Source organism: Kitasatospora sp. MMS16-BH015 (assembly GCF_002943525.1).
Classification (GTDB): Bacteria; Actinomycetota; Actinomycetes; order Streptomycetales; family Streptomycetaceae; genus Kitasatospora.
Genome location: NZ_CP025394.1, coordinates 8466285 through 8483659, shown reverse-complemented (window position 1 = coordinate 8483659; position 17375 = coordinate 8466285). Strand labels below are relative to the sequence as shown.

Genomic DNA, 17375 nt, shown 5'->3' with positions numbered 1-17375 from the left:
ACGCCCCGCCGGCCGGCACCTCACCTCCTGTCCACCCACAGCGAAGGCAGAGCCGATGAAACGCAGGTCCCGACTCACCCCCGTCCTCACCGCGTTGGTCGTCCTCACGACCGCGCTCACCATGGCGCTCGGCACCGGCCCTCGCGCCGGCGCCGCTCCGGCCAGTCCCGCCGTAGCGGCGGCCGGCACCGCCGGCTGCGGGAAGGCACCGCTGGCGAGCGGCGCCCACACCCTCACCAGCAGCGGCCAGACCCGCAGCTACATCCTGCGAGTCCCCGCAGGCTACGACCAGAACCGCGCCTACCGGCTGGTCTTCGGCCTCCACTGGCGCGGCGGCACCGCGAGCGACGTCGACTCCGGCGGCACCGACGGCTACAACTGGTCCTACTACGGGCTCCGGAAGCTGGCCGACGCCGACAACAACGGCACCGTCTTCGTCGCGCCGCAGGGCTTCGACAACGGCTGGGCCAACTCGGGCGGCCAGGACGTCACTTTCATCGACGACCTGACCCGGCAGCTCGAGGGCGGCCTGTGCATCGACACCACCCAGCTCTTCTCCGCCGGTTTCAGCTACGGCGGTGCGATGAGCTACGAGCTCGCCTGCGCCCGTCCGACGGTCTTCCGCGCGGTCGCGGTGTACTCCGGCGCGAACCTCAGTGGATGCGACGGCGGCACCCAGTCGATCGCGTACATGGGGCTGCACGGCCTGCGGGACGACGTCCTGCCGATCTCCCTCGGACGCTCCCTGCGCGACCAGTTCGTCCGGAACAACGGCTGCACCCCGCAGAGTCCGCCCGAGCCGGCGTCCGGCAGTCTGACCCACACCGTCACCGCCTACTCGGGCTGCAAGTCCGGCTACCCGGTCGTGTGGGCCGCCTTCGACGGGGCGGGCCACGATCCCGGCCCGATCGACGGGTGCACCTGCGACGGCTGGCACACCTGGACCTCCGGTGAGGTCTGGAAGTTCTTCGGCCAGTTCGGCTCCGGCACCACTCCCCCGCCGCCCGCCGGCCGGCAGATCGTGGGCCAGGCCTCCGGCCGCTGCGCCGACGTCCCGAACAGCAGCCAGACCAACGGCACCCAGGCCCAGCTGTGGGACTGCAACGGCCAGACCAACCAGCGGTGGACCGCCACCGCGAGCAAGCAGCTCACGGTCTACGGCACCAAGTGCCTGGACGCCTCGGGCAAGGGCACCGTCGACGGCACCCCCGTGGTGATCTGGGACTGCAACGGCGGCACCAACCAGCAGTGGAACCTCAACGCCGACGGCTCGATCAGGGGCGTGCAGTCGGGCCTCTGCCTGGACGCCACCGGCACGGGCACGGCGAACGGCACGCAGCTCCAGCTCTGGGCCTGCTCGGGCGCCGGCAACCAGAAGTGGACCCTGCGCAGTTGAACAAGGCCTCGGGGCCGGTCCCAGCGGGTGCTGGGACCGGCCCCGAGGCTTGTCAGTCTCCGGCGGGAATCCTCAGGAGAGCGTCCACTGCTGGTTGGACTGGCCGGTGCAGGACCAGAGTTGGACCAGGGTGCCGTTGCCGGTGGCGGCGCCGGCCACGTCCAGGCAGAGCCCGGACTGGACGCCGGTGACGGTGCCGTCGGCGTTGAAGGTCCACTGCTGGTTGGTCTGCCCGTTGCAGCTCCAGATCGCGACCTTGGTGCCGTTGGTGGTGCCCTTGCCGTAGGCGTCCAGGCAGAGCAGGCCGGAGCCGCTGTAGACCGTCAGCTCGCCGTTCGCGGTGCGGGTGAAGGTCTGGTTGCCCTGGCCGTTGCAGTCCCAGACCTCGGTCTGGGTCCCGAGCGTGGTCGACCCGTTCGGCACGTCCAGGCACCTGCCGGCGCCGACCGCGTGCACCGCCCCGGTGCTGCCGCCCGTGACACCCGCCTGGGCGATCACCTGCTGCGCCCCGGACGGCCAACTGGTGCCGCTGACCTGGACGTTACCGGTGAGCACGTTGTTGTGCGGTGCTCCGGTGGCGACCTGGGTGGCGCCCCCGTTGTACCAGTTACCGGAGAAAGTGTTGTCGTTGGTGTTGTTGCTCCCGCTCGCGTTGGTGAACGCCCACACGCCGGAGTCCTGGACCACGTTGCTGCTCAGGGCCTCGGACCGGGATCCCTCGTCGAGGTAGAGGCCGACGGTGTTCCTGTTGTCGTAGACGTAGTTGTGGTCGATGCTCGTCCCCGGGTCGGCGGACAGCGTGTAGATGCTGCCGCCGTCGTGGAACACCTTCTTGGTGCCGTGCACCTTGTTGTAGCTGATGACGGTGTTCTTCAGGGTCGTCGCCGTGGTGTAGACGGGCTGGTAGTTGTAGAGGCCCCGGTTGCGGTAGTCCTGGCTGCCGCCCGCGTCGTTGGCGCCCCAGCCCCAGCCGACGTCGATGCCGTCGTAGGCGAGGTCGGACACCTCGTTGTGGGTGATCACGGCGTGCGTGACGTAGGTCGAGAGGATCCCGGCCATGTCCTTGTAGTCCTTGGCGACATCGCTGATCCGGTTCGACTGGATGGTGATGTTCTGGTTCGTCATCGCCGCGTCGGAGGGGTGGTGGGCGTCGGGCCGCACGCCACCGACCACGATGCCCGCGCCGGAGTCGTCGGTGAAGGTGTTGCCCGAGACCGTGATGCCGGACGCGCCGAGCCCGACGCCCGTGGCGTGCGCGTCGGCGTCGTTGCCGATGCCGAGACCCACCTGGCCCAGGTGCGCGAAGGTGTTCCCGGCGAAGGTGATGGCCGAGGCCGCCGAGACCTGCACCGCGGCCGGCACCTGGCTCCAGCCGTTGCGGGTCGCCTCGAAGAGCTGGCACCCCGACTGGCAGGAGGTCATGAAGTCGGCGGGCTGGGTGAAGGCGCTCCCCAGGAACGCCCCGCTCTGCTGGTCGGCGTAGCCGGTGTTCGTCCCCGGCTGCAGCCAGGTGGTGTGGCTGAAGCCGATGCCCTGGAAGGTGATGTCGTGCGCGGGGCTGCTGTAACTGCTGCCGCCGATCTGCACCAGCGAGGTCAGCCGGGGCAGTTCGATGTCGTGCGCCCCGGCCTGCCAGCCCGCCGGGGCCTTGTAGTACAGCTGGCCCGCCGACGGGTCCAGGTACCACTGCCCCGCGGTGTTCAGGAAGGCGTAGGAGTTCTCCAGTTGCAGCGAACCGCCGGCGAACGGCTTGAACAGGGTGTCGTAGCCCCAGTTGTTGTTGTTCCAGGCCGGCTGCTGCATGGTGACGGTGGTGCCGCTGATCGACTGCACCGGGGCGAAGCGGTCGGTGAAGGAGTTCTGGCTCTCCAGCTCGATCCGGTTCTGCTGCGGCAGCGAAGCGAGGTAGTTCAGCGCCGGGTTGACGATGGTCAACCCGGCGGCGGTGATGTTCACGTCGTTCCGCGAGACGGTGATCGCGGCCCGTGGCGCCAGCATTCCGTCGACGTACAGCTGCCGTGAGTCGGTGCCGGTGGGGACGGTCGCCGCGTAGATGTTGTTCGTGGCGTCCTTCAAGGTCCAGCCGATCACCTGCTGGCCGCCGGACAGCACCGGGTTGGCCCCGGGGGCAGCCTGCCAGACCACCTGGTGGCCGTTGCTGCCGGAGTCCGCGCTGCCGAGCCTGAGTGGAGCGGTCAACCGATAGGTGCCGCCAGCCAGTTGGACGGAGATGTCGCCGGTCATGCTGCCGTTGACGGCCTCCACGGAGCTCTTCGCCTGGGCCAGCGAACAGGGGGCCGAGGCGGAGCAGGCGGTGCCACTGCCGGTCGGCGAGACGAACAGGGTGGTCGTGGTGGCCGCCTGCGAGGCCGCGACGGGCGCGGCCGCGAAGCCGGCGACGGCCAGGGCCGCGACGAGGGCCCCTCGGGTGAGGCGGCCGGAGGCCGGGGTGCTGCGGTGGGTGGGTGGTTTCACGGGGTCGCTCTCTCCTCGCACGGGGGTGGGCCAGGGTGGAGACGCTGCTCGAGTGCTCGGCTGCTCTCGGCTGCTCTCGGCTGCTCAGCTCAACTACGGGACCACTTCTGGTTGCCGGCACCGGTGCACTGCCAGAGCTGGATCAGGGTGCCGTTCGCGGTGCCGTAGGCGCTGACGTCCAGGCAGAGGCCCGACTGCACGCTGGTGACGGTGCCGTCGGCGTTGAGGTTCCACTGCTGGTTGGTCTGGCCGTTGCAGTCCCAGATGATCGCCTTGGTGCCGTTCGCCGTGCCCTTGGCCTCGGCGTCCAGGCACTTGCCGCCGTAGACCCGCAACTCCTTGGCGGCGGTGGGCGTCCACTGCTGGTTGGTGCCACCGCTGCAGTCCCACAGCTGGGTCTGGGTGCCGTTGGTCTGGCTGAGGTTCGGGACGTCCAGGCAGCGGTTGGCGCTGCTGCTGCGCAGCGGGGCGGCGGTGCCTCCGGATCCCGAACTGCCGTACCCGGCCGAGGTGATGCTCGCCTGCACCGAGTTCTCGGTGGCGTCCGTGGGGAAGCCCGCCGTGATCGCGCCCTCGAAGAACTCGCCCTGGCCGGAGACGCTGTTGTCGCCGCCGGTGCCGAGCAGCAGGGAGCTGTCGGTCTTCATCGGCGAGTAACCACCCGGCAGGGCACCGGAGTAGGGGGTGGTGAGCCCGCCGCTCGCGGCGTTCCCGTACTTCAGCGTGAAGTTGCTGGTCCCGTTGTTCTTCTCCATCGCGCTGACGAACGGGAAGTGGACGCCCTGGTTGCCGGGGTCCTTGTTGGAGCCGCTGCCGGTGTGGAACATGCCGTTCTCCAGGTCGGCCTCGACCCACGGGCCGGTACCGGTGCAGCCGCCGAACCAGCAGGCGTTGCCCCAGTAGATGGCGTTCATGGTGGCGTTGCCGGTGTCGGTGTGGCTGTTCTCGCCGCTCCCGTAGTCGAAGCAGCACCACTGGTTGGTGAAGTCCGAGGAGGTCACCAGGTAGATGCCCTCGGGCTGGGAGCCGGTGGGGGCGCCGTCGGCGTGGTCGATGCGGTAGCCCACGCCTTGCGTGACCTTCACACCGAACACCTGGTGCCCGCCGGCCGTGACGGGCAGCGCCGAGGCGTCGGCACCGACGTCGGCGCCGTTCGGGCCCGGGCCCTTCCAGTAGCCGCCCCACGAGATGGACAGGTCGTTGTGGTGACTGGTCTGGTCGTAGATCTTGGTGATCGTGCAGGACGTACCGGCGCAGAACGAGGTCTGGACCGAGGCGTCGGCGTAGCCGCCGACCGTGAGCAGGCCCACGTCCTTGTAGGCGTGGTCGGAGCCGCGCTGGACCTGGTACAGCGGGCCGTTGTACCCCGCGAACAGCGCCCGGGTGGTGGCATGGGCGGCGATGCAGGGCGCACCGCCGCTCGCGTAGAGGTCGCAGGGCAGCGGGGCCACGGCGGCTGGGCGGGTAGCGGCGGGGCCCGCCCCCGCGACGGCCCCGCTCGCGACGGCCGGGCCGCCGAGCAGTGCCGTCGCCAGCGCGAGGACCAGGAGCAACACGGCGGCCGGCCTGCTCAGGCGTGAGCCGGGAGCGGCGGAGGGCGTGCGGTGGTGCATCGGAGCCTCCTTGAATCCGGGCTTGGTCTGACAACTCATGACCGGATGAATCGGTCTCATTCGCGGCGCGGCGGCCACGGAATCGCTGGTCAACTCCGATGTCCGCAGCCGGGAGTTGACTGTTAGCGTTAACAGAGCGAAATGAGACTGACACATATGTCGCCCGTACTTCAAGAGTTGTGCAACCCAAGCCGCCGGCCGCCGAGGCCCCGCCCCGGCGGTCGGCCACCCCGCACTCCCTCACTCCCCGGCCGGGGGCCTCTCGACCTGGTCGATCCGCTCGATCCGCTCGAAGAAGAACTCGTGCTTGAGGAAGGAGACTTCGTACTCGTGCCCCGGGTGGGGCGGAAGCAGCTGGGCGGCCTGGATCAGCCGCCAGCCGTCCTTGAGGGCGTCGAGCCCGGTCGAGTAGGGCGGCTCCGCACCGTCGCCGGTGGTCGGCGAGGTGCGGCCGGTGCCGTCGTACTGCGACCAGCCGAGCACCTCCGAGTCCAGCGCGGAGGTGAGCAGGTACAGCACCAGCACCCGCTGCCGGAGCACGGAATCGCGAGCGGGGGCAGACGCGGGGACGGTTGCCGGGTCGGCCGTCATGCCGTCACCCCCTGGGGCCGGTTGGAGACCCTGGTCACCCAGTTGTCGAGGTCGAAGTCGGGATCGCCGGTCAGCTCCCGCCACAACAAGGTGCGGTTGTAGCGCTCCAGCCGCCCGGTGGCCTGTTCGTACCAGGGGAACCCGACGTCCAGTTCGGCAACCACCCGCGGGTCGTCCAGGTCCGAGGTGTCCCACAGCAGTCGCTGACGGACCGTCGGATTGAAGCGGATCTTGTACATGTAGCGGGTCGTGCCGCTGTCGTTGCGGCGACCGCCGTGCCAGAGGCCGTGGTGCAGGAACACCACCGTCCCGGCCGGGCAGACCAGCCGGTCCTGCCCGCGCAGGTTCTGGTAGCGGCCGGTGTCCGTCTCGTTGATCCGGCGCAGGTGGCTGCCGGGCACGCTGAGGGTGCCGCCCATCTCCAGCGTCACCTCGTGCGGGTAGTACATCAGCTGTACGTCGAAGGCGTCCGGCCGGACGTCGATGATGGCGTCCGCGTGCAGCGGCTGCGCCTCCCCGCCCCGGGGCTCGCGCACGTGCACGGCGTGGTGGTCCACCAGCGGCTCGGGGCCGACCAGGCTGCGCAGTGCGCCTTCGACCTGCGGCACCGCCAGCAGCCTGGCGGTGAACGAGTCCGGGGCGTACGCCTGCGACAGAGGCGTCCCGTACGGGGCCGACGGCACCCCCCGCGGCAGCACCGCCAACGCCTCGGCGTTCAGCTCGGCCGGCACCACCGCGTCCAGCCGGAGCGATCCACGGGCCACGAACCGGGCCATCCGGACTGAGTCGAGCAGAATCCGTTCATCGTCCATGGCCCCGACGCTAGACCTGGGGCGCCGCCGCGCGAGTGGGTCCGGTTCGCCATCCACTGGTCGATTCTCACCATCCGCCGTCCCGCCGCAGCCGGCACCCGGGGCACCGTGTGCCGAAGCACGATAGTTGTCACCTGCCGGCGTCACTGAAGCCATCTGTCCCGAAGGCCGGTCAGTTGCCGCTGTGACTCAGCAGGCTAGCTGTCGTGTCAGCACGGAATCTGTCGTCTGCGGTTGGCCCCGACTAGGCTCACCTCCATGTCCGAGCCAACCCCTGACCCTCGCCTGCAGTCCTTGATCAACCAGCTCCGGCCGGGGGTTGTGAGAACGGTGAAGGTCATCGGATTCGACGGAGCGGACATCCTGGTGCAGCTCGTGGATGCCGAAGGAGAAGCGACCGAGATCGGTCGGATTCCTCTGCATGAAGCGTCGATGCGTCGGATCGAGCATCCATCCGCGCTGTTTGAGGTCGGCCAGGAGATCGATGCCGAAGAAATCGGGCGTTGGCGCGAAGGGCAGCTTCACCTCTCCGCCAGGGCGTGCGAGATCCCGGCCCTGCGGTCCTTCCTCCTCGCGCTCGAACGCGGGCAGGTCGTCACCGGGACGGTCTCCGAGGTTCACAACTTCGGGGTCTTCGTTCACGTCGACGGCGAACCCGAGGGCCTGTGCACCGGCTTCATTCGGGTGCCGGACCTGACGTGGGGCTGGATCAACCACCCCTCCGAGGCAGTCGAAGCCGGCCAGCGGATCACCGCTGAGGTGATCACCGCCGAGACGCGCTCTGGTCAGGTCACGCTCTCCTTGAAGGCTCTGCAGGAAGATCCACTCATTCGGTTCGCGGATCAGGCCAGCCGAATCCTCACCGGGCCGATCACCAAGATCGTTCCCTTTGGCGTGTTCGTGCAGCTTGCCCCTGACGTTGTCGAGTTCCTGCATCTCTCTGAGCTGACTGACGAGCCGACCGAGACTCCGGATCAGCTTGTCGATGAGGGCCAGCTGATCACGGTGAAGGTCGCCGAGGTCGACCTCCAGCGTCACCGGGTGCGGCTGGGCGCCGTCGGCGGAGCGGACAGAACCTAGCGGATGGGCGTGCTGGTGCCCGATTCGATCTTCTCGATAAGGGCATCGCCATGCTGACAGAGGAGCCTGCGTAGGGCCGTGTAGTGGTTCAGAGCGTCGGGACGGGAGAGCTGGAACCAGGTGTTCGCCCGGCGCTCCCGCCAGACTTGGCGAACCTCCGGGGGCTGTTCGGCTTCGACGTGCCGTGGCGCGAAGAGCGGCTCGCCGCCGGTGACATAGGCCCAGACGAACGCGGACGCTTCCTGGCGTACTCGGTCGTCCAGGTTGGGGCGAACGGGCCCTGGGACGGGCGGAAGCCTGGTGATGATCTCGTTCCAGATCTCGGATGACAGGGACCAGCTTCGCAGCACCTCGCGCCGGCGCTGGTAGTTGGTGGGGTCTGTCGCGCGGTCGAGTTCCTCGGCCAGGTCGTGCAGAGCGGCGTTGAAGGCATTCTGCCCATCTCTGAGCCACCGCAGGAGCGTGCCCGTGGCCACGAACTGGCCTCCGGCAGGGTTGATGCCGAGGAAGTCTGCGGCATCACCCTGCGCCCTGCCAGAAGCCTGTTGGACAAGGAGGACGGCCGCGAGACGGCGTACGGACTTAGCTTCCGCGTCGATCTGGAGCGGTGCGAGATGCTCCTGATACCAGCGTTTGAGGTTCCCCCGCTGACCTGGACAGCTTGAGTAGTTGTTGTCTTTCCGGCCGTGATAGCTGTGTTTCCGCTGGTCAGGTATAGGGCCAGCGGCCCCGTGGGAGTGGTGACGTGTCGTGTTGTCACTCGCGTGGAGGTCGGGGATGCCGTCGGTCGTCGGACTGCTGGAACAGCGTGAGCTCACTGCTCGCCGTCGGGTGGACGCGCTGCGGGAGGAGGTCGACCGCATCCACGCCGAGCTGGATGTGGCCGAGCGGGAGTGGAAGGAGTGGGTCATCGCCCGCTCGCGCGTCGGCGAGGTGCTGAGCCCGGATGACGACGCCTCCGCGTCCGAGAACCAGCGCCATTCCGACGGGCAGCCGGTTCGCTCCGAGTCGGCGGGTGCGGCGAAGCCGAAGTCCGCGGTGCCGATGCGGCGCGCAGGACTGTCCTGGTCGGCGCTGTCGGTGGACTACCAACGCATCCTGCAAGCCCTCGCGGACCGCAACCGGCTCGGTCAAGGCCCGCTGACATGCCAGGAGATGGCGGCCTGCTTCGGCCTGGACCCGGTGCCGGGGAAGGTGGAAGCCTTGCGGTCGAAGGCGAAGCGGCTGGTGGCCCGGGGCTGGCTGGTCGAGTCGGCGCCGGGCAAGTTCACGCTCGCGAAGGACGTGGCTGGGCAAGGCGCCGGGTCATGAGCGTCGTCATCGACCAGTAGACCATCGCCTCCGCGCTGCCGGTGGAGCGCTCGAAGTCGCGCACGAGGCGGCGGCTTCGCATCAAGTGAGCGAAGCACCTCTCCACGATCCACCTCTTCGGCAGCACCACGAAACCGCGCATGTCGTCGCTGCGCCTGACGATTGCGAGGACTACGGAGAGGACCGCGAGGCTGTACTCGACGAGGCTGCCGGTATAGCCGCCGTCGGCCCAGACCAGGGCCAGCCAGTGGTGCGCGGCCGCGACCTGGGCGAGCAGCTTCTGGGCGGCGGCTCGGTCGCCGACGTCCGCGGCGGTGACCATCACCGCGAGCAGCAGGCCGAGGGTGTCGACCACGACGTGCCGCTTGCGGCCATTGATCAACTTGCCGCCGTCGAAGCCGCGGCTGTCTGCGCCGACGACGGCGTCGGCCTTGACCGACTGGGAGTCGATCACGCCCGCGCTCGGCTCCGGATCCCGCCCGGCCTGCTCGCGCACTCGGCGGCGGAGCCGATCGTGGAACTCTCGGACCAGGCCGTGGTCGCGCCAGCGCCGGAAGAACGCGTAGACCCGATCCCACGGCGGGAAGTCGCCCGGGATGGCCCTCCACTTCGTGCCGTTGTCGACCAGGTAGCGGATCGCGTCCAATATCGCTCGGTGGCAGTAGGCTTCAGGCTGGCCGCCCCGGCCGCGTAGCCAACCCGGCACGGGCAGCAACGGCCGTGCCAGCGCCCACTCGACGTTGGACATGTCGGTCGGGTAGCGGCGTTCGCGCATCCCGTGGTCGCCGGCGTTCCCGAATCGGTGAGCCAGACAGTCACACGCCAGGGTGGCCGAACTGGACCCCGCCGCGGCGCCGCCGTAGGAATGCGGCAACAGGGCCTCCCGGAAGATTGACTTCGACACCCTCCGAGCTACCTGAGGCGTCTGCTCTCATGCACAGCGCCCGTCACAACCACCCGATCGAGACTCACGCCCGGCACGCTTGCCCTCACCGATCACCCTGGTCCCGCCGATGCGACGGCTGGACCAGGGGCGTCACTGCCCGTCGCTCAGCAGCGAGTACATGAACATGTCCCGACGCTCGGCCCCGACCTGCTGCCAGCTCCTCATCAGGCCCTCGCGTTGGAAACCGACGCGCTCTGCGGTCCGCATGGAAGCGCTGTTCCACGGCTCCACATAGAGCTCCAGCCGGGGAATGCGCAGTTCCCGCCGAGCCCAGCCGGCAACTGCCTCGAGCGCGATCCCGGCAGCACCCCGACCTCGGGCTGACTTGACGACCCAGTAGCCAAGTGACGCGCGGCCCTGCCCCAGGTCCTTGAGCCACAGCCCCATGTTGCCGACCGGCTCACCGGCAGGATTGACGATGACGAACGAGTACCCAGCCCTGGTGGTGGCCCGCTCCCACTGCCGCTCGACGAACGCGACGCCCTCCGCGTCGGAGAACAGCGAAGGCACCGTCGTGATCAACGGAATGTGATCGTCCTCTGCCGCTTCACGGACGAGGTCAAGGTCCGACAACCGCCACGGTCGCAGTGTGAAACCTTCACCCGCAGCGAGTTCGGGCACATCAAGAGGTTGCTCCATCCGCCCATCCTGCCGGGATCCACGCCCGACCGCACTCAGGTATTCGACCACGCTCCGCACTCGTCGCTCCCCAAAACTCCCCGCGTGCTCCGAGAGCGTGACAATCCGGCTGCCAGAGCCGTCTTGCTGTGGCACCTCGGCCGAGACTCCGTTCGACCAGCGCCCCTCAAGATCCGAACGACAACAGCCACTAACGCACTCAACGCTGGACGTGGTCGACTTCGGACGCAATCCGAAGGCACGTCAGTTCGGCCGGTACGGAACGCTCAACGTGCGCTACGGCAAGGCGAAACGGGGGCAGCCGCCGCGACGCCGGAACGTGCTGTCGGTCATGGACTGGGCAGTGGACGCCGCCCAGGACTACGTGGAGAACGTCCGCCCACGCTTCGGCTGCGAGGACCACCCTGCACTGTGGGTGACCGAACGCGGCGGCCGCGTCAAGCCCTCCGAGATCAACGCCCGGTTCGTCGCCTACCGCGACGCCCTTAAGCTCCCCAAGGCTCTGGTTCCCCATTCCCTCAGACATTCATATGTCACACATTCCGGCGTTCGACGAGGCGCCGACCGGGAAGGACCGATGATGGCCGCCGGTTGCGTCCAGAGAAGTGGTGTACGGGTTCCATCCGTTTCGGGGGTTTCGTCCCGGTAGTGGGTGTCGCCCGGGAACGTGAAACGGCCACCGGCTGATCCTTCGAGAACGACCAAGCTCTTGAAGGAGATCTGCACGATGACCGCACGTGACAGTGTGCCCTTTGCTGCCCTGCTGGAGGAGAACCTCGCTTCGGCGAGTCCCGACTTGTTGCGGGCGATGGTGAAGACGTTCGCGGAGGCGATGATGTCCGCGGACGTGGACCGCGTCTGCGGCGGCGAGTACGGCCGCCCGGGCGAGGACCGGGTCAACTCCCGCAACGGATACCGCAACCGGGACTGGGACACCCGTGTCGGCACGGTCGACCTGGCGATCCCGCGCGTCCGCTCGGGCTCGTACTTCCCGTCCTGGCTGCTGGAGCGCCGGCGCCGGGCCGAGCAGGCCCTGATCTCGGTGGTCGCGACCTGCTACCTGCTCGGGGTGTCGACCCGCCGGGTGGAGAAGCTTGCCGAGACCATGGGCGTCACCCAGCTGTCGAAGTCCCAGGTCAGCGAGATGGCCAAGCATCTGGACGAGCGGGTGGCCGAGTTCCGCAACCGCCCCCTCGACCAGGGCCCCTACACGTTCGTGTGGGTCGACGCGCTCACGCAGAAGGTCCGCGAGGGCGGCCGTGTGGTCAACGTGCACTGCCTGGTCGCGGTCGGCGTCAACAACGAGGGACAGCGTGAGGTCCTCGGCCTGGACGTCGCCACCAGCGAGGACGGCGCCGGCTGGCTTGCCTTCCTGCGGTCGCTGGTCGCCCGCGGCCTGGGAGGTGTCCAGCTCGTCGTCTCCGACGCCCACGGCGGCCTGGTGGACGCGGTCGGTGCGACCCTGCCCGGGGCCGCGTGGCAGAGGTGCCGGACGCATTACGCGCGAAATCTGCTCTCGCAGGTCCCGAAGTCGGCCCAGCCCTGGGTCGCGACCCTGCTGCGGACCGTCTTCGAACAGCCTGACGCGAAGGCCGTGCGTCAGCAGATGGCCTCCGTTATCGCCGCTCTCGACGAGCGATTCCCCAAGGCTGCGGAGCACTTGGAGCATGCCCGCGAGGACCTGCTGGCCTTCGCCGTGTTCCCGCGCACGGTCTGGAAGTCGATCTGGTCGAACAACCCGCAGGAACGGCTGAACAAGGAGATCCGGCGCCGCACCGACGTCGTCGGGATCTTCCCCGACCGCGCCTCGATCGTCCGTCTGATCGGCGCGGTCCTGGCCGAGCAGAGCGACGAATGGGCCGAACAGCGCCGCTACATCGGCTCAGAGATCCTCGGCCGCTGCCGCCTCCACCCGATCGAGGGAGAAACCCCCGACGAGGCCGCCCCGACCGCACTCACCGCATAGCCTAAAGCCGGATCACCGAGTGGCCAGCGATACACCACCCCAGCGGACGTGACCTGGCCGCCAAGCTCGACTACCGCTGGCACCTGCGTCACCTGATGGCGGACCACGGCATGTTCTCCACCACTGACCTCCTGCCGTCGCTGGCCCAGCGCGGCATCAACCTGTCCTCCAGCCAGGTCTACCGGCTCGTCGTCGAGCGCCCCGAGCGCCTCAGCCTGAAGATCCTGATGGCCCTTTTGGACATCCTGGACTGCACGATGGACGACCTGATCGAACCCGTCGCCGCGGCCGGCGCCGCGCAGAGGCCGAAGAAGGCCGCCGCTGGCGGCACAGCTGCCGAGAGCATCGGCGAACTGCGGCCCAAGCGGGCCAGGATCGCCCCGGTGGACCAGTGACCGACGCCCTCGACGAGGCTCTGGTGGATCCGGTCGGCCTGGTCGTGCGGCTGGTTGGGAACGTCGAGCGGCACCTGGATGCCGAACGGGTCCGCCAAATCGTCTGCGCAGTCGTACGCGGACGGGCCGGCCGCCGCAGCCTGGCACTGGCCCTGCGGGACGACCCGTCGCTGCTGCGGACCGGCCGCCCGCCGGCTCCGTTCTGCCTCGCCAAGCTGCTGATGGCCCTGAACGAAGCCGGCGCCCAGAACATCGCTCTGCCTTGCTGCGGCGAATGCGGGCGTGCACGGCCCTACGTCGGCAGTCGAAGCGGTGGCCAGTGGGGATGCTCGCCCTGCTTCGACAAGCCAGCTCTCTGCGCGGGCTGCGGTGAGACCCGGCGGGTCGTCAGCCGGGACCGCCAGGGAGACCCCCGATGCGCCAACTGCCCAGACGACGCGGGCGATCCGATGAATGAGCTCACCGGGGTCGTCACCAGTATTGACCCCGCGCTCGACGCGGACGCGGTCCTGACGGCACTGGGCCGGGCCACCGTCCGCCCCGCCGGGCAGCGGCGTCTGGCCTGGGCCGTGGTCGCCCAACCGGACCTGCTGACCAGCGCCGGCCACCAGGCCCCGGTCCCGGCCGTGCTGCGTTTCATCGACGAGCTCATCGCGGCCGGGGCGTCGAAGGTCGTCAAGCCGGCCTGCCCTCGCTGCCACGGAGTGAAGGCGCTCTCCAAGCTTCTGGACGGCGAGCGCGTCTGCCGGGCCTGTTTCGCCCGCCACGCGGCCGTGCCCTGCTCTCGCTGCGGATCGGTGCGCGAGCCCGCCGCAAGAGACGAGCACGGGGGCCCGCTGTGTCCCAACTGCCTGGTCAGCGAGCCGATCAACCCGGAAGGCTGCACGGGTTGCGGGCAGCGCAAGCGGGTGGCAACGCGACTGCCCGAGGGGCCGTACTGCGAGAAGTGCCGACCCAGGACACCCACCGAATGCGCGATCTGCGGACGGACGGTGCCCTGCGAGGTCTCGCGCGCCACCGGCGAGCCCTGGTGCGAGCGCTGCCAGCACCGCTGGGTGACCTGCAGCGGCTGCGAGACCGTCGCCCAGGCCCGTAGCGGAACCTGGGACGCACCGCTCTGCGCGAGGTGCACCAACCCCGACCCCGAGGCATGGGGCCGCTGCCCGGCCTGCGAAACGACGTGGCAGCTCAGCCCCCGCCCCTGCCAGCGCTGCATCCTTGACCAGCAAGTACGCGCTCTCCTCGGCAACGGCAACGGAACCGTCAGAAGCGACCTCACCCCCTTCCACGCAGCGTTGGTCGACGCCATGCGCCCCGACATCGCCCTGGCCTGGATAGCCCGTTCCAAGGCCCGCGACCTGTTGGAACAGATAGGCCGCGACAACCGCCCCGTCACCCACGAGACCCTCGACGAACTACCCGGCGACAAGACCCTCGCCCACCTCCGCAGCGTCCTGGTCGCCACCGGCGCCCTGCCGCCCCGCGACGAACGCCTCGTCACCCTGGAACGCTGGATCGCCTCAGCGGTCGGGGCTCGCACCAACCCGGACGAACGCCGGACCCTGCACGGCTACGCGGTCTGGCACCACCTGCGAAGACTCCGCCAGCGCCTCGGCCAAGAACACACCTCCCACCTTCAGGCCCTGAACGTCCGCTGCCACGTCACCGCGGCGGCCAACTTCCTTACCTGGCTTGCCGACAGCGAACTGACGCTGAACACCTGCACCCAACCCGACCTGGAACGCTGGATCGCCGACCCGAACTTCAGCTACCGCGGCGAGACCGCCGCCTTCGTTCGCTGGGCGGTCCGGCACCGGCACGCCCGAGACCTGACCTTCGGTGCCGTCCGTTGGACCGGCCCCACGGGAGCGCTGGACACCGAGAAGCGCTGGGACGACGCCCGCCGGCTCCTGCACGACGACACCCTGCAGACCCGAGACCGCGTCGCCGGCCTCCTGCTGGTCCTCTATGCCCAGCGCATCGCCACCATCAGCCGCCTCACCGTCGACCATGTCCGCCTGGGCGAGGACCGGGTCGAGATCACGCTCGGCACCTCCCCGGTCGTCCTACCCGAGCCGCTGGCCGGTCTCGTCCGTGAGCTCATAGCGACCCGCCGGGGCAAGGCCAAGATCGGAACCCCGGCCGACGTGCCCTGGCTGTTCCCCGGCGGCCACCCCGGACAGCCGATCGGTGACTCCCAACTCGGCATCCGCCTGCAGAAGATCGGCCTCCAGCCGAGGGAGGACCGCTCCGCCGCGCTGTTCACCCTCGCCACCGGAGTCCCCGCCGCGATCCTCGCCCGGATGCTCGGCGTCCACATCCAAGTCGCCGTTCAGTGGCAGAAGGCATCCGCCGGCGACTGGGCCGCCTACGCCGCCGACGTCAGCCGCCGTGTCCCGGAGAAGCGATGAAGCTACCCATCACTATCCACCAAGTACGGCTCGGAGCCGTGGAGTTCAAAGTCATCCGACCAGCCCGGCCATTGGTCCACGCCGTGCTCGCCGATCACGATCGACACCTGGATGCCTATCTCGATCAAGACGCCGCGCGACGAATCGGCGGCCTATGGAGACTCGCTGCCACTTCACCGCGCTCACTGATCCACCTGCCAATGCGAGGCAACCGGCCCCCCTCCCGGGAGTTTCCAGAAGACGGCACGCGTCGGCTGGATCTCGTGCTGCTGCATCACTCGCTCCAGTTCGCGCCTTCTCGATGGAAAGAAGTACGCGGGCGACTCGGCCCCGGGCGCCCGCGGACCGTCACGCTGCCCGCCTCAGGACGTACAGGCGAAGCCGTGATTGACCACGAGGCACGGCACTACCGGGAGAACCGGGACCTGTTCCACCAGCATCTCCACGCCGAGACCCTGTTCATGACCGGCAGCGCGAAGGTGTTCAGGGAAACCGCCCGGCACTTCCTCAACGTCGCCCGAAACGGTCCCAGCTACGTCCCCGTCCATCCGAGCTACCCGCACTTCTGCACGGAGCTCCACTCCAACGACGGCATTCTCGGCGACGCACGCGAGATCCACATCGAGTACTGCGACGAGTGGGACTCGTGATCAGACCGACAGGAGCCGCCCGCCCATGACCTTCCGCGATCACCTTCAGCACCTCTCGCTGGGAACGCCCTCGCGTCCATCCCGGCGTGCGGGGCCGACGACATCTACGTGTCTCCGTCCTCACCGAAAATGAGGACGACGGCCCACGTCAGCCCGCCCTCACCATTGGCAATAGCGGCTGAAGGTCCCGAGCTCTTCTGGGCTGGCCCCCGAGAGGCCCGGGCCGGAGGAGCCTGCTTCTATGCGAGTCGCCGTTCCGGCCCTGCTGATACGTCTGGATATCGCCGGGGAGAGAATGCTCGGTGGCTGGGTGTCGAAGCGAGGTAGGGCGAAGCATGATGAGCGACTGGGTGTTCAACGTGGTTGACCGGCGGTCGCGGGAGCACATGGCCGACTCGGACCCGTGGATGTCACCGCCTCCGGGCCTTCGCTCGCCCGCGACGCCTGAACAGTTGATCGAGCTTGAGGGGTGGATGGGCCAGCCCCTGGACGCCGACTATGCGGAGTTCCTTCTGCAGAGCGACGGCATGGAGCACTTCTACCTGAATATGCCGGTGCTGGGCTGGCAGGACTGGGCTGGCGGAGAGCCCCCGCAGGGCGCTCGTGAGTTTCGGGACATGATGCAGGGTGAGTTCTGCGTCGACGCTGGCCTTGCGCCGGATGTGGCTCTGGCTCCGGTCTCGGTCAACGAGGACGCCTCGCGCGCGATCTTCATGATCCCGGCCGAAACAGGCAAGGGCAGGTTCCTGTGGACCGGCGAGGGCGACCAGATGTTCTTCCCGACCTTCCGGGAGCTCTTCGAGTGTGCCGCGGGCACTCGGGACTGGGGCGACTACTGCGCTCCGTAGGTGTCCGACCAGCTCGCAACCGCGCTGTTGGCCGGGCCCTGGGCGGCAGCAGCCGGGGTTAGCTCGCCGCGGGGATCGAAGCTCACTTCAACCAAGCCTGCTGCCAGCTTGCCCGAGGTCGTCACGGGACCGGCGTCATCGAGAGATCGCTCGGCTGACCCGTGCCAGTGATCGTCCACGAGTTGGAGTACTACGAGGGGATCGCCCGGCGGACCGAGGTCGCCAACCCATCGGGGCTCGCC

The 17375-nt window shown here is 68.9% G+C and carries 16 protein-coding genes; 9 read left to right on the top strand and 7 right to left on the bottom strand.

All coding sequences use genetic code 11. The features are described from left to right. Window positions 1-55 precede the first annotated feature (55 nt). Complete coding sequence (locus CFP65_RS36535) at window positions 56-1396, top strand: ricin-type beta-trefoil lectin domain protein (RefSeq protein WP_104820196.1); 1341 nt, start codon at window positions 56-58, stop codon at window positions 1394-1396. 72 nt (window positions 1397-1468) lie between these two features. On the opposite strand, the gene CFP65_RS36530 is transcribed toward CFP65_RS36535, so the two are convergent. From CFP65_RS36530 to CFP65_RS36515, 4 genes are all read right to left on the bottom strand, one after another. After that, a complete protein-coding gene (locus tag CFP65_RS36530; RefSeq protein WP_158702553.1) occupies window positions 1469-3871 on the bottom strand; it encodes a ricin-type beta-trefoil lectin domain protein in 2403 nt (800 codons plus the stop codon). An 89-nt stretch (window positions 3872-3960) separates the two neighbouring features. Further along, complete coding sequence (locus tag CFP65_RS36525) at window positions 3961-5484, bottom strand: arabinofuranosidase catalytic domain-containing protein (protein WP_104820195.1); 1524 nt, start codon at window positions 5482-5484, stop codon at window positions 3961-3963. Window positions 5485-5724: 240 nt separating this feature from the next. Further along, entirely contained in the window at window positions 5725-6075 is a 351-nt protein-coding gene (locus CFP65_RS36520) for a hypothetical protein (RefSeq protein WP_104820194.1), read from the bottom strand. After that, complete coding sequence (locus tag CFP65_RS36515) at window positions 6072-6887, bottom strand: phytanoyl-CoA dioxygenase family protein (RefSeq protein WP_174805605.1); 816 nt, start codon at window positions 6885-6887, stop codon at window positions 6072-6074. The genes CFP65_RS36520 and CFP65_RS36515 overlap by 4 nt, the downstream gene beginning before the upstream one ends. A 294-nt stretch (window positions 6888-7181) precedes the next feature. Between CFP65_RS36515 and CFP65_RS36510 the strand changes: the two genes are divergently transcribed. Further along, the gene (locus CFP65_RS36510) at window positions 7182-7967 is read left to right on the top strand and encodes a S1 RNA-binding domain-containing protein (RefSeq protein ID WP_254552756.1); all 786 of its coding nucleotides are present in this window, start codon (window positions 7182-7184) and stop codon (window positions 7965-7967) included. Here the strand turns inward: CFP65_RS36510 and CFP65_RS36505 are convergent. After that, window positions 7964-8443 carry a hypothetical protein gene (locus tag CFP65_RS36505; protein WP_104820193.1) on the bottom strand — a complete coding sequence of 160 codons (480 nt, stop codon included), beginning with the start codon at window positions 8441-8443 and terminating at the stop codon, window positions 7964-7966. The genes CFP65_RS36510 and CFP65_RS36505 overlap by 4 nt on opposite strands. Window positions 8444-8744: 301 nt before the next feature. On the opposite strand from CFP65_RS36505, the gene CFP65_RS36500 reads away from it, so the two are divergent. Further along, window positions 8745-9278, top strand: coding sequence for a hypothetical protein (locus tag CFP65_RS36500; RefSeq protein WP_104820192.1), 534 nt, complete (start codon window positions 8745-8747; stop codon window positions 9276-9278). On the opposite strand, the gene CFP65_RS36495 is transcribed toward CFP65_RS36500, so the two are convergent. Beyond that, window positions 9235-10182: an IS5 family transposase gene (locus tag CFP65_RS36495; protein WP_254552755.1), complete on the bottom strand. Its 948-nt coding sequence runs from the start codon at window positions 10180-10182 to the stop codon at window positions 9235-9237. The two genes, CFP65_RS36500 and CFP65_RS36495, sit on opposite strands and share 44 nt — an antisense overlap. Window positions 10183-10314: 132 nt before the next feature. Next, window positions 10315-10863: a GNAT family N-acetyltransferase gene (locus CFP65_RS36490; RefSeq protein WP_104820191.1), complete on the bottom strand. Its 549-nt coding sequence runs from the start codon at window positions 10861-10863 to the stop codon at window positions 10315-10317. A 211-nt stretch (window positions 10864-11074) separates the two neighbouring features. Between CFP65_RS36490 and CFP65_RS36485 the strand changes: the two genes are divergently transcribed. The 6 genes from CFP65_RS36485 to CFP65_RS36460 all read left to right on the top strand — a co-directional run bounded on the left by CFP65_RS36485 (window position 11075) and on the right by CFP65_RS36460 (window position 17133). After that, entirely contained in the window at window positions 11075-11512 is a 438-nt protein-coding gene (locus tag CFP65_RS36485; protein ID WP_254552754.1) for a hypothetical protein, read from the top strand. Window positions 11513-11590: 78 nt separating this feature from the next. Beyond that, a complete protein-coding gene (locus CFP65_RS36480; protein ID WP_104815543.1) occupies window positions 11591-12829 on the top strand; it encodes an IS256 family transposase in 1239 nt (412 codons plus the stop codon). A gap of 53 nt (window positions 12830-12882) precedes the next feature. Further along, a complete protein-coding gene (locus CFP65_RS36475) occupies window positions 12883-13224 on the top strand; it encodes a helix-turn-helix transcriptional regulator (protein ID WP_174805681.1) in 342 nt (113 codons plus the stop codon). A 449-nt stretch (window positions 13225-13673) separates the two neighbouring features. Then, the gene (locus CFP65_RS36470; protein WP_254552753.1) at window positions 13674-15635 is read left to right on the top strand and encodes a site-specific integrase; all 1962 of its coding nucleotides are present in this window, start codon (window positions 13674-13676) and stop codon (window positions 15633-15635) included. Between the two features lie 38 nt (window positions 15636-15673). Then, window positions 15674-16285, top strand: a complete 612-nt coding sequence (locus CFP65_RS36465; RefSeq protein ID WP_254552752.1) for a hypothetical protein — start codon at window positions 15674-15676, stop codon at window positions 16283-16285. A 335-nt stretch (window positions 16286-16620) separates the two neighbouring features. Then, entirely contained in the window at window positions 16621-17133 is a 513-nt protein-coding gene (locus CFP65_RS36460; RefSeq protein ID WP_104820187.1) for an SMI1/KNR4 family protein, read from the top strand. Window positions 17134-17375: the final 242 nt, after the last annotated feature.